Source organism: Pseudomonas syringae group sp. 26L6, assembly GCF_032587815.1.
Taxonomy (GTDB): Bacteria; Pseudomonadota; Gammaproteobacteria; order Pseudomonadales; family Pseudomonadaceae; genus Aquipseudomonas; species Aquipseudomonas amygdali.
The window spans coordinates 87872-100474 of the sequence record NZ_JAWHPJ010000030.1; the positions used below are offsets into that span (position 1 = coordinate 87872).

12 protein-coding genes are annotated in these 12603 nt (G+C 59.5%); 1 reads left to right on the plus strand and 11 read right to left on the minus strand.

Annotated features, from left to right (window positions below; translation table 11 throughout):
- Positions 1-255: 255 nt before the first annotated feature.
- The 10 genes from RYA97_RS15665 to RYA97_RS15710 all read right to left on the minus strand — a co-directional run bounded on the left by RYA97_RS15665 (position 256) and on the right by RYA97_RS15710 (position 10117).
- Complete coding sequence (locus tag RYA97_RS15665; RefSeq protein WP_029241083.1) at positions 256-951, minus strand: membrane integrity-associated transporter subunit PqiC; 696 nt, start codon at positions 949-951, stop codon at positions 256-258.
- Positions 952-1134: 183 nt separating this feature from the next.
- On the minus strand, positions 1135-3390 hold the full coding sequence (gene parC, locus RYA97_RS15670) for a DNA topoisomerase IV subunit A (RefSeq protein WP_005778869.1): 2256 nt from the start codon (positions 3388-3390) through the stop codon (positions 1135-1137).
- 10 nt (positions 3391-3400) lie between these two features.
- On the minus strand, positions 3401-3934 hold the full coding sequence (locus tag RYA97_RS15675; RefSeq protein WP_005778866.1) for a TIGR02281 family clan AA aspartic protease: 534 nt from the start codon (positions 3932-3934) through the stop codon (positions 3401-3403).
- Positions 3931-4908 (minus strand): esterase-like activity of phytase family protein, encoded by a 978-nt coding sequence (locus RYA97_RS15680; protein WP_316892661.1) that lies wholly within the window; start codon positions 4906-4908, stop codon positions 3931-3933. The genes RYA97_RS15675 and RYA97_RS15680 overlap by 4 nt, the downstream gene beginning before the upstream one ends.
- The gene (gene parE / locus RYA97_RS15685) at positions 4905-6809 is read right to left on the minus strand and encodes a DNA topoisomerase IV subunit B (RefSeq protein WP_002551799.1); all 1905 of its coding nucleotides are present in this window, start codon (positions 6807-6809) and stop codon (positions 4905-4907) included. The genes RYA97_RS15680 and parE overlap by 4 nt, the downstream gene beginning before the upstream one ends.
- A 76-nt stretch (positions 6810-6885) precedes the next feature.
- Positions 6886-7503 carry a YqiA/YcfP family alpha/beta fold hydrolase gene (locus tag RYA97_RS15690; protein ID WP_005731105.1) on the minus strand — a complete coding sequence of 206 codons (618 nt, stop codon included), beginning with the start codon at positions 7501-7503 and terminating at the stop codon, positions 6886-6888.
- 88 nt (positions 7504-7591) lie between these two features.
- On the minus strand, positions 7592-8398 hold the full coding sequence (cpdA, locus tag RYA97_RS15695) for a 3',5'-cyclic-AMP phosphodiesterase (protein WP_032706911.1): 807 nt from the start codon (positions 8396-8398) through the stop codon (positions 7592-7594).
- 87 nt (positions 8399-8485) lie between these two features.
- A complete protein-coding gene (locus RYA97_RS15700) occupies positions 8486-8860 on the minus strand; it encodes a hypothetical protein (protein WP_057401738.1) in 375 nt (124 codons plus the stop codon).
- Positions 8861-9056: 196 nt separating this feature from the next.
- Complete coding sequence (locus RYA97_RS15705; protein ID WP_002551796.1) at positions 9057-9509, minus strand: DUF1249 domain-containing protein; 453 nt, start codon at positions 9507-9509, stop codon at positions 9057-9059.
- Positions 9500-10117, minus strand: coding sequence for an NUDIX domain-containing protein (locus RYA97_RS15710; RefSeq protein WP_005743014.1), 618 nt, complete (start codon positions 10115-10117; stop codon positions 9500-9502). The genes RYA97_RS15705 and RYA97_RS15710 overlap by 10 nt, the downstream gene beginning before the upstream one ends.
- Before the next feature lie 207 nt (positions 10118-10324).
- On the opposite strand from RYA97_RS15710, the gene RYA97_RS15715 reads away from it, so the two are divergent.
- Positions 10325-11071, plus strand: a complete 747-nt coding sequence (locus RYA97_RS15715) for an RsiV family protein (RefSeq protein ID WP_004654549.1) — start codon at positions 10325-10327, stop codon at positions 11069-11071.
- Here RYA97_RS15715 and cytX read toward each other — a convergent pair.
- A complete protein-coding gene (gene cytX / locus RYA97_RS15720; protein ID WP_117140133.1) occupies positions 11040-12329 on the minus strand; it encodes a putative hydroxymethylpyrimidine transporter CytX in 1290 nt (429 codons plus the stop codon). The genes RYA97_RS15715 and cytX overlap by 32 nt on opposite strands.
- Between the last annotated feature and the right edge of the window lie 274 nt (positions 12330-12603).

Below are 12603 nucleotides of genomic sequence, written 5' to 3' on the forward strand. Positions count from 1 at the left end.
ATCACCATCGTGCCCATGCTCCGCGTGGGCATGCCGCTCTGGACGCTCCGCGTCCGATCCTGACCTCACTGGAGCATTTGGAACGATAGGTGTCCACAAGATCACCATCGTGCCCATGCTCCGCGTGGGCATGCCGTTCTGGACGCTCTGCGTCCTCCTGACTGCGTGGTGCGTCAGGAACGTCGAGGTGTGAGAAGCGAAGATTCGCGTCCAACAAAAAGCCCGCATCGCTGCGGGCTTTTTGTTGGGCCAACCCTAGAAGCGGAACACTTCAAGATCGGTACGTATGGGCGAGGCCATTGGAATTCTTGGTTTGTCAGGCTCTTTGGCCTTGGCAACCGGGGGCTTTTTCGGTTCTTCGATCGGCTGCCAGGAAATCGGCTTGATCGCAGTACTGACCTGATCGGCCAGGCGCTGCAACAGCATGCCCTGGGCCTTGACCTGGTCGGCGGAGCTGCCGGCATGGACCTGTTCAAGGTGCACCAGTCGGCTGTCACGAACATGACCTTTACGGTCCAGAAGACGCCATTGCGCATCCAGAACGGCAGGCTGTTTGGCACCGGAGTCCAGACGGGTGATCGACAGTACGACCTGAACGTCCGGTGTGAAGTTGGCAACCGCAGGTGCCATGACGACACGCTGGCTGTCCAGCTTCCAGGCCAGCTGACGCAAGAGCAACTGGTCGATGTCCGAAGACAGATTGCCCGCCCAGCGCCCGTCAGGCGATGCGGTCAAAGTGCCGTCAGGCTGGCGTTGCAGCAGGGTTTCGCGTTGCAGATAGTCGGCCACCGAAACAGGACCCAGCAATACTGCCAGACCACTACTCTGTTTCGGCTGACCAGGCTCACCGCTATCGAGCTGATAAAGCGCGGTCGGCTGGCGCACACTGCAACCAGCCAGACCCAAAACGCCAGTCATCAGCAAGATCAGGGGAAGGCGTAGAAAATTCATCATCCCATCCAGGTGGCCGCCCCGAGGCAGGCCACAGTATAAGTACTTTCAAGACCCATGCAGGCACTGAGCCACGCATGCACCCCAAGACCCCATATCATCCGTGAATATGCATCATGACTCCAGCGATTATGCATCGTACTTCATGGCAAAACGAAGAACGCTGGTGCCAGATCAATGTTTTTAGCTATTTTCCACCAATAACGCGTCTACGCGCTGGAAGCCTCTTGGCAATTTATTGCCACGTCGGCCCCGCTCCCCCTTGTAATGTTCAAGGTCTTCAGGTTTAAGCGACAGCGTTCGCTTGCCCGCCTGGAGTACCAGCGTCGCGCCCTGCGCAATCACCGCCAGATCGGTCACATATTCTTCTCGGCTGGCTACCCGCTCACCTGGAATACCGATGATCTTGTTGCCTTTGCCTTTGCCCAACTGCGGCAAATCGCTGATCTTGAACACCAGCAGGCGGCCTTCGGTGGTCACCGCTGCCAGCCAGTTCTGTTCACGGTCGGGCACCGGCCGGGGCAAGATGACTTTTGCCCCGTTCGGCAAGCTCAGCAACGCCTTGCCCGCCTTGTTCTTGGCCTGCAGGTCTTCGCCTTTGACGACAAACCCATAACCAGCATCCGAAGCGATCACATACAGCGCGTCATCTTCAGGCATCAATACGCACTCGAACGTCGCACCCGGTGGCGGTTGCAGTTTACCGGTCAACGGCTCGCCCTGGCCTCGTGCAGATGGCAGGGTGTGTGCTGCCACCGAATAGCTGCGCCCGGTCGAGTCGATGAATACGGCGAACTGATTCGAGCGGCCGATGGACGACGTCTTGAAACCATCCCCTGCTTTGTAGGAAAGCCCGGTGGCATCAATATCGTGGCCTTTCGCGCAACGCACCCAGCCTTTTTCCGAAAGCACGACAGTTACCGGCTCGGTGGGCATCAATTCGTTTTCAGACAGCGCCTTGGCTTCGGCACGGGCAACAATCGGCGAACGACGGTCGTCACCATAGGTTTCAGCGTCGGCAATCAGTTCGGCACGGACCAGCTTGCGCAGCTTGGACTCACTGCCCAGCAGGGCCAGAAGCTTGGCCTGCTCTTTGCGCAGGGCCTCCTGCTCGCTGCGCAGCTTCATCTCTTCCAGACGCGCCAACTGACGCAGACGGGTATCGAGGATGTAGTCCGCCTGGATTTCCGACAGGCCAAAGCGTGCAATCAGTTCCGCCTTGGGATGTTCGGCGGTGCGGATAATGTGGATCACTTCATCCAGGTTCAGGTAAGCCGTGAGCAAACCGTCCAACAGGTGCAGACGATGCTCGACCTTGTCCAGACGAAACTGCAGACGACGACGCACAGTACCGATGCGGAACGTCAGCCATTCGCCGAGCAGTGTCTTGAGGTTCTTGAGCTGCGGCTTGCCATCCAGACCGATGATGTTGATGTTCACCCGATAGCTGGACTCCAGCTCGGTGGTCGCGAACAAATGCTGCATCAGCTCGTCCAGCTCAACCCGGTTGGAGCGCGGAATGATCACGATGCGACAAGGGTTTTCGTGGTCAGACTCGTCACGCAGGTCAGCAACCATCGGCAGCTTCTTGGCCTGCATCTGCGCGGCGATCTGCTCCAGCACCTTGGCGCCGGAAACCTGATGCGGCAGTGAAGTCACGACAATGTCGCCATCTTCAATGCGGTACACGGCCCGCATGCGCACCGAACCGCGCCCGGTCTCGTAAATTTTCAGCAGGTCGGCACGCGGCGTGATGATTTCCGCTTCGGTCGGATAGTCCGGCCCCAGAATGTGCTCGCACAGTTCCGGGACCGTGGCCTTGGGGTCGTCCAGCAGATGAACGCAGGCGCTGGCGACTTCGCGCAGGTTATGCGGCGGCACGTCGGTGGCCATACCTACGGCAATGCCGGTGGTGCCATTGAGCAGGATGTTCGGCAAACGCGCCGGCAGCACGGCCGGTTCGTCCAGTGTGCCGTCAAAGTTCGGCACCCAGTCAGCCGTGCCCTGGCCCAGTTCGCTGAGCAGGACTTCGGAATAGCGCGATAGGCGCGCTTCGGTGTAACGCATGGCCGCGAAGGACTTGGGATCATCCGGCGCACCCCAGTTACCCTGCCCGTCCACCAGCGTGTAGCGGTAGCTGAACGGCTGGGCCATCAGCACCATCGCTTCGTAGCAGGCCGAGTCGCCGTGCGGGTGGAATTTGCCGAGTACGTCGCCGACGGTACGCGCCGATTTCTTGTGCTTGGCGTCAGCCCCAAGGCCCAGTTCGCTCATCGCGTAGATGATGCGCCGCTGAACAGGCTTCAGACCGTCCCCGATATGCGGCAAGGCACGGTCCATGATCACGTACATGGAGTAGTTGAGGTAGGCCTGTTCGGTGAAGTCAGCCAGTGATCGGCGTTCTACACCATCCAGGCTGAGGTCAAGGGAGTCGCTCATGCGGGCCTCATTATTTCGTTGACTGGCGCAGCAGCAAGTTGCCGCCACGCTGTGTGAATTCAAGTTGTTTCATGGCGCTCATGCCCAGCAGCACCTGCTCACCGTCCAGACCGGGTGCTACCAGAGCACGCACATTGGTCAGGACAATATCGCCCAGTTGCAAGCGGTCGAGCGTGGTCCGAAAACCCTGGCTGTTGCCATTGGCCGTGCTGACTGTGACCGCAAAGCCGCGTTTCAGGCCCAGGCTGTCAGCCATATCACCGGGTACCGCCACGTCGGTCGCCCCGGTGTCGATCATGAACTCTACCGTCCGGCCGTTGATCTGGCCGGTAATGACAAAGTGCCCCTGACGATTACCCGCCAGTTGCACTTCGATGTATCCGTCACCGTGTTGCGAAGCAACCACCGTATTAGGGTTCTGCTGCTTGTCTTCCCAACTGCCGAAAAAGCGCGTCGCCAGAAACAGGCCAGCAGCCCAGGCCACGATCATTAATATCTTGCCAGCGCGCTTGCCGGGTTGCGGTTGATTCGCGGGCTGGCTCACTGACCGGCGCTCCAGCCCGCTTCAGGCGCAGCGAACCGCCAGACAATCGGGCGTTTTTCACCATCGGCGCGCGCACCGAAGTTATTGTCGATGCCGATCCACGCGCCCTTCTCGTCCACGACCAGCGCCTCGGTCAGGCCGTAGGGCTGATCATAGCGACGCGAAGGCACCATCGCTTCCTTGGCGAACGACCAGCAACGTTCGATCTGCCCGGTCTCAAGCCCACGCCGACAGATGCGATAGGCCGCACGTTCGAGCGTGAACAGCTTGCCGTTGTAGAGCGACAGATCGGAAAAGTCCGTAGACACGGTCTTGTGCCCCTGCTCTGCGGGCAGCAGGTCTTTACCGTCTTCGGACAGCAGCACGCAGCTTTGCCCGCAGCTCCATTGTTCCTTGTCGCGCTGCACAACCAGCAGCCCGCGCTTCTCGCGCTCGGCGGCGAGCCAGATGCGGTCGCCAGAGGCGTTCACGGCAATCCCTTCGAAAATCGCATTGAAGTGTTGCAACATGCCCTGGCCGCGCGCCCGTTCTATCAGTGCCTGCGGCAAGTCCAGCCAGAACGGTGCACCACTGACCGGAACCTTGAGCACCGTGCCATAGGCCTCGCTGACCAGATAACGGTTACCGGCTGCATCACAACTCACGCCTTCGAAATCCAGATCACCACCACGCACCAACGCGGAAAGGCCTGCCAGCGAACGCAGCTTGAGCGGCAGATAGCTGTGCGGCGCAGGTGCGTCAATGCGGTGTGCTTCTGCCTTCCAGGTATTTTGCGACACATCAAGGCTGTACAGCACATTGTCGTCACGGTCGGAAACTGTCCACAGCTGGCCATTGCACATGGCCAGACCCGACAGATTGCCGCCGACCATGTCGTCTACCGGGTGCTCGGATTGCAGTTTCAGGACCTCAAGCGGCGCGGCGAAAACCGGCGCGGCAACCAGGGTCAGGGCGGCGAGCCAGGCTCGTATCAAGTCAGGACCTCGGCGAGGTTGCCCTTCGATTCAAGCCAGGACTTGCGATCACCTGCACGTTTCTTCGCCAGCAACATGTCCATCATTTCCGACGTAGCAGCGAAATCATCCAGCGTGAGCTGCACCAGACGCCGTGTGTTCGGGTCCATGGTGGTTTCGCGCAATTGCGGCGGGTTCATTTCACCCAAGCCCTTGAATCGGGTGACCTGTGGTTTGCCACGTTTCTTTTCAGCCACCAGACGGTCAAGAATTCCGTCGCGCTCGCTTTCGTCCAGCGCGTAGTAGATTTCCTTGCCAAGGTCGATCCGGTACAGCGGCGGCATGGCCACATACACATGCCCGGCGTCGACCAGCGGGCGGAAGTGCTGGACGAACAGCGCACACAGCAAGGTGGCGATGTGCAAACCATCCGAGTCGGCGTCGGCGAGAATACAGATTTTGCCGTAACGCAACTGGCTGATGTCCGCCGCGCCCGGATCAACCCCGATGGCAACCGCGATGTTGTGCACTTCCTGGCTGGCGAGCACTTCGCCGCCGTCCACTTCCCAGGTATTCAGAATCTTGCCGCGCAGGGGCAGGATGGCCTGAAATTCCTTGTCCCGCGCCTGCTTGGCAGAACCACCGGCGGAATCACCTTCGACCAGAAACAGCTCGGAGCGCGCCGGATCCTGTCCGGCACAGTCAGCCAGCTTGCCCGGCAATGCGGGGCCTTGGGTAATGCGCTTGCGTTCGACCTTCTTGCTGGCCTTGAGGCGGCGACCGGCGTTGTTGATCGCCAGGTCAGCCAGTTGCAGGCCCAGCTCCGAGTGGGTGTTGAGCCACAGACTGAAAGCGTCCTTGACCACGCCGGAAACGAACGCCGCCGCCTCACGGGACGACAGACGTTCCTTGGTCTGCCCGGAGAACTGCGGCTCCTGCATTTTCATCGACAGGACGAAGGCAATTCGCTCCCAGACATCTTCCGGTGCCAGCTTGACGCCACGCGGCAACAGGTTGCGGAACTCGCAGAACTCGCGCATCGCATCCAGCAAGCCCTGGCGCAAGCCGTTCACATGGGTGCCACCCTGCGCCGTAGGGATCAGGTTGACGTAGCTTTCCTGAACGCTGTCGCCACCTTCGGGCAGCCAGAGCAGCGCCCAGTCGACCGCTTCCTTGTTACCGGCGAAGCTGCCGCAGAACGGTTCGTCCGGCAGTCGCAGGAAGTCGCTGACCGAATCCTGTAGATACGAGCGCAAGCCGTCTTCGTAATGCCACTCGACTTTTTCGTTAGTGGACTTGTCTTCAAAGCTGACCAGCAGGCCCGGGCACAGAACCGCCTTGGCCTTGAGTACGTGCTTGAGACGACTGACGGAGAACTTCGGGGTATCGAAATACTTCGGATCGGGCGCGAAATAGACGCTGGTCCCGGTGTTGCGTTTGCCGACAGTGCCGATAACCGCCAGCTCTGTGGCCTTGTAGCCGTCGGCGAAGGTCATTTCATATTCGTTGCCATCGCGCTTGACCCGCACCCGAACCTGAGTGGAAAGCGCGTTGACCACGGAAATCCCTACGCCGTGCAGGCCGCCGGAGAACTGGTAGTTCTTGTTGGAGAACTTGCCACCCGCATGCAGCTTGGTGAGGATCAGCTCGACGCCGGACACACCTTCTTCCGGGTGAATGTCCACCGGCATGCCGCGGCCGTCGTCGGACACCTCAAGCGAGTTGTCGGCATGAAGGATGACCTGTACCGAGCGCGCGTGACCAGCCAGAGCTTCGTCGACACTGTTGTCGATGACTTCCTGAGCCAGGTGGTTGGGCCGCGAGGTGTCGGTGTACATGCCCGGACGTTTGCGAACCGGATCGAGGCCCGAGAGGACTTCGATGGCGTCTGCGTTATAAGAGCTAGCGCTGGGATTGGCCATGGGTTCTCGTTATCAATCTTTCATGGAATTTCGGGGGTTCAATGTTCTTGCATTCAGTAGGCCGGGCATCGATCGCCTATAGCGCCGACAGGTCGATCTTCTGCAACAGATCGGGGGCAAACCCGGCAAAGCTCAACAACGCTGGCATTTGCTCGGCAAAACCCTGAAAACTGTGGTCGCCGCCCGCCTGAATGCGCAAGGCACAGGCCCGGTAAAACTTCTCGGCGCGACGATAATCAAGGGTCTCGTCACCGGTCTGCAACCACACCTGAAACTGCTGCGGGTCCTGGGGAGCAGGAACCTCCAGCTCGGCCAGTGCCTGAATATGGTCTTCGGTCAACTGCCACTGCTCGCCGGTGTACAGGTTCTGCTGCACGCCGAGAAACCCGTCAAACAGCTGATGCGGGTTGACTGCCGGGTTGATCAGCACCGCCTTGAGGCCATGCTGCTGCGCCAAATGAGTCGCATAGTAGCCGCCGAGCGAGCTGCCGACCAGTAATGGCCGTCCCAGCTCCTTTATAGCGGTTTCAAGCTGCCCCATAGCCTGACGCGGATGGTGATGCAGTTCAGGGACTTGCAGACGATCAGCCAGACCCAATGACTTCATCAGCGCGGCCAACTGACAGGCCTTTCTCGACAGGGCCGAGCTGTTCAAGCCATGGATGTATAGCAGTGAAGGTGTGTCGCTGGTCACGCTGTCGCTCCCGAGTGCAAGGCAAAGCCGTGTAGTTTACAGGGACTTACGCTACAACACCTCACTGGAAACGTGTCCGCCCGCTCATTCAGTAGCCGGTGCCGCCGTAATCGACTTCGAACTGCATGCCGACCACTCGGGAAACAGCGGTTTCCAGCCGTCCGTCGTCATGCAGTCGCAGCCAGCGATAGCCCGGTGCCGTGGTGTCCACCTTGAAATCGGCACTGCCCGGCGCGAACTGAATGCAGGTCGAGGGCGACGCCAGCAGGCGCACGCCGTTACGCATCTGGTCGAACTCCTGATGTACATGCCCCCACAATACGGCCCGAACCTGCGGGAATCGATCCAGCACCGCAAACAACGCGTCAGCATTGCGCAGACCGATGGGTGCCATCCATTCACAGCCGATGGCCACCGGGTGGTGATGCAGGCAGACCAGATGATGCCGGTCAGGCGCTTCGCTCAGCGACTGCTCCAGCAACTGCAATTGCCCAGCAGCCAGAAAACCTGGCACCGAACCGGGCACTGCCGAATCCAGCAGCGTCACCCGCCACCGGCCGATGTTGATGATCGGCTCAAGCAGCCCTTCAGCCTGTGCGACATGCTCCATCTGCGGCAATTCATCATGATTACCGGCAAACCAGCGCGCGGGGGCGGCGATCTGCGTACTTATCCGGCGAAACGCTTCGTAAGACTCGACACTGCCATCCTGGGAGATATCCCCGCTTGCAACCACAAGATCAACCTGCGGCTGCTCGGCGAGGACCAGATCAACGACTTTTTCCAGACTGTCGCGGGTACTCATACCCAACAACGCCCCGTCCGCCTCGGCGAACAGGTGGCTGTCGGATATCTGCACCAGCAAAACTGACGATGAAGGGGCTGCGCTTGGCAAGACCGTCTCCCAGAGAGGATTCAGCGCGATTATGTGATGTGGCAGCGGGCGGGTAAACCGGGAATGTGAGCGCAGACGAGCATTTGGTCACATTTGCTGATTTGCTCGGTGCTTGAGCACAATTAAAGCAATAAGTCCGGCCGACACCATGCCCGCCAGTCCCGCACCCAAGAGATAGCTCAGCACCCGCTCATAAGGCATTCCAGGCCAGAGATATCCCGCCAACAAAAGCTCCAGGACAACGCCAAGGATCATTCCTGCCAGTCCAGCCAGATGAACGATCCACGGCATGAGCCTCAAAGACAGAATACCGATGACCACTCCGGTAATGGCCGTATATAGAAAGTGTTCCCAACGCAGAGCGCTGCCTGCCAGGGTTATCAACCCGAGATAGCTGAAAAGGCTGAGGGTGACTCCCGAGAAGCACGCTAACAGACATCGTGGGGTGCCTAAGTCACTCATTCGTTATACCTGCAAATAAATTCAGGTCGAATGTAAGGCATGTGGTTTCAAATCCAAGGTGCCGGGGGATTTTCAGAAACCACCTACAAGACTGGAGCCTGCCCGCTGTCAGCTGACGTCACTTATCGGGCAATCCGTGTGGGATAAATACAGGGCGAAGCCAAGGAGCAGTAGTGCGATAACAATTGAAGAGGCGTTAACGCACCGCCTCAAACTCATGCCCACACGCCAGGCAATGACTCAGCCATTCCCCCAAAAACAAATTGAGCTGGGCCTTTTCGTCTGGCTGGTGCATGTCGGCGTTGGGGTAGGGATAAATCCCGCGAAAGCGCCGCGCATGCTCGGCGCCGATGACTTCGGCCATGCGTGCGTCATGGTAGACCTGTACTTCGAGCACCGGCACCGGCAGCCACGGCAGGCTGTGTTCCTGGCGGACTTGCAGGGTGGTGGTGTACGGGCAGTCGAGCAATACCTCGACGGCCAGTACGCCCAGCATCTGGTCACCCTGTGTAACGGCGACGCGGCGTGAGCGCTGTTCGTTGCGCATGTCGGGCAGCAGGCGCATCAGGCGCGCGTAGTTGGCCTCACACGCAGCCTGCAGTCCGGCAAGGTCGACACGGTAGCGCTCGCGCAATAGATTCACGACCATAAACCCCTTATCTCCGCACGATTCAGCGCCAGCCATTGCAAGGCGATGATCGTCGACGCGTTTTTGATTGTTCCGTCTTTCATCGCCTGCATTGCGTCATCGAATGACCAGACCGTCACCCGGATGTCTTCGCCTTCGGACTCAAGCCCGTGAATTCCGCCTGCCCCCTCACTGCTGCACTGCCCCAGGTACAAGTGAACAAACTCATTACTGCCACCCGGAGAAGGAAAGTATTTGGTGATGGGCCAAAGCGAGCGGAACACCAGTCCAGCTTCCTCCTCTGCCTCGCGATGAGCAACTTCTTCCGGCTGCTCATCCTTGTCGATCAGCCCGGCGACCAGTTCGATCAGCCACGGGTTGCTGGTCTTTTCCATGGCCCCGACGCGAAACTGCTCTATGAGCACCACTTCGTCACGCTTGGCATCGTAAGGCAGTACGCAAACCGCATCGTGGCGAACGAAAAGCTCGCGGCTGATTTCCTCGCTCATGCCACCGTCGAACAGTTCGTGGCGCACATGCAGCTTGTCCAGCCTATAGAAGCCCTTGAAGCAGTTTTCGCGCTGTATGGTTTCAAAAGCGCTTGGTGCAGATCGTGTGGTCTGGGTCATGGGTTTCTCGCTTGCCGCCGTTTTTGACATCGGGCCATCCTAACGCGCATCGACGTTAAGATGCAGCCCCCTTGAAGATGCAGGGTAGACGGCCGGGACTTAAAACAATTCTAATCTGCCATGATCGAACCGAAGACGTTGTTTACAGTCCAACCAGCCTGCATACGCACAACGCAACCGCCTTTACTGACACTGCCAAGGATCAACATGTCGTTATTGAGGATCACTTCACTGGCTTGCCTGGCCCTGTTGCTCGGCGCCTGCCAAAGCCTCTTCACGCCCAACATGCGCACACCGCTGCAAGTCCAGCGCGATGCCTCCGAGCTGATCAAGCCAGGCTGCACCACGGCGGACTGCCCGCTGGTGAACATCGATACCGTGCATTTTCCCGATGAGCCGCGATTGGACGCCATCGTCCAGAAGACCTTGCTGCAACTGACCGTTGCCGACAGCAGCGCCTCGCCGCCTGCGTCCATTAAAGCCTATCAGGAGCAGTTCCTGAGCCAGGCCCAGGGCCGCAACAGCAGTTATCTGCAAGCCAAGGTACGTGAGCAGCATGACGGTATCGTGGTTGTCGAACTTTCCAGTTATCTGGATACCGGTGGTGCCCACGGCAACCCCGGCCGGGCGTTCATCAACTATTCGCGTCAGCAGCAGAAAGTCCTGACCCTGGCTGACATGATCATTCCGGGCAAGGAAAGCGAGTTCTGGCAGAAGGCCCAACTGGCCCACCAGGGTTGGCTGGTCTCGACCAAGATGAATGAAGACAGCGAGTTCATGAAGACTTGGCCGTTCAAGCGCACGCCACATATCGCGCTGACGTACGGCGCGGTGATCCTCAAGTACTCGGTGGATACCATCGCGCCGTATTCGATGGGTCACATCGAGCTGAAGATTCCTTACCCTCAGCTCAATGGCATCCTCAAGCCGGAACTGTTCCCCGGTCGCGGTTGATCGCACCGCCGATCAACAGCTGCAGCACGCCAGCGACGATGAGCGCTGGCAGTGTTGCACCGACATCCGGGTAAAAACCGGCCAGCAGATGATAGGTGCTGAGCCCGCCCAGCCACGCCAGCAGACTCATCCAGCGCAAACCGCCCTCCGCTACCTGACCACTGCGACGACGCAGGATGAAATGGTCGACCAGCACCACGCCGAACAGCGGCGCAAACACCGAGCCGATCAGCAGCAGGAAGTTCTGGTATTGGGCCAGCGGTGCCAGACAGGCGATCAGCGTGCAGATCACGCCGATGATCAATGCCAAATGCTCGACCTTGATACGTGACAGCAAAGCACTAGAGACCGCTGCCGAGTGAATATCGGCGAACGCATTTTCCGTCTCATCCAGCAGAATCAGCAGCAGCGGGATACCCAGACCTGCGCCGGCCAGTGCCAGCAGCAAGGCATTGACCTCGCCGCCAGGGGCGAACGCCAACGTATAGGCAACGCCCAGACTCATCAGCCAGAAGTTACCGATGAAAAAGCCTGCGGCCGTGCCGCCAAAGACGCTTTTCGCGCGTTGGCCGAAGCGCGAGTAGTCGGCAATGAGCGGCAGCCAGGACAGCGGCATAGCGATGGCGATGTCGAACCCCGAAGCAAACGGCAGTGAACCGTCCCCGGATGTCGACCACAGCGCTGCCAGATCAGCCTTGGTCAGCAGGTTCCAGGTCAGCCATGAACACGCGGCCAGCAGTATCCAGATCCCCCACTTGCGCAAGAATCGGCGCACAAAGGTTAATGGTCCGCTGACCGCCAGCAGAGTGGCCAGCACTCCAAAAAACAGCGTCCAGAGCAGCGGGCTGGTCCACAGACTGCCCTGCGAAAAAGCCCGACCGCCCAACAGACTGGCGGCGTCGCGCATGACGATGATCTCGAACGACCCCCAACCGATCAGTTGCAGCAGGTTCAACACTGCAGGCAGCGACGCGCCTTTGCTGCCCAGGCTGAGTTTGAGGGCTGCCATGGAAGACAAACCGGTGTCACTGCCGATCACGCCGACACTGGCGAGCAGTAAAACGCCCACCAGCGTGCCGAGGAAAATCGCCAGCAGCGAGCCGGACATGCCCAGCCCCGGTGCCAGCAAGGCCCCGGTTTGCAGCACCATCAAACCGATGCCGAGGGAAAACCACAGGGAGAACAGATCCCGCCCACCGAACACCCGCTGGCTGGCAGGGATGGGGGTGTCGGGAGAATAGGTGCCAGGTGTGTTCACGTTTTTTTCTCGTGTGGGGTGTTGATCGGTGATTCGGGATCGGACGCGGAGCTTCCAGAACAGCGCTACCACGCAGAGCGTGGGATCATCGCAATTATCGTGCGGCGCTCTGCGTCGCATGCCTTTCTGGACGCTCCGCGTCCTCTTGACGACGCAGAGCGTCGAGAACTGCATTCCCACGCTGGAGCGTGCGGAACGATAATCGCAACTATCGTGCGACGCTCTGCGTCGCATGCCTTTCTGGACGCTCCGCGTCCTCTTGACGACGCAGAGC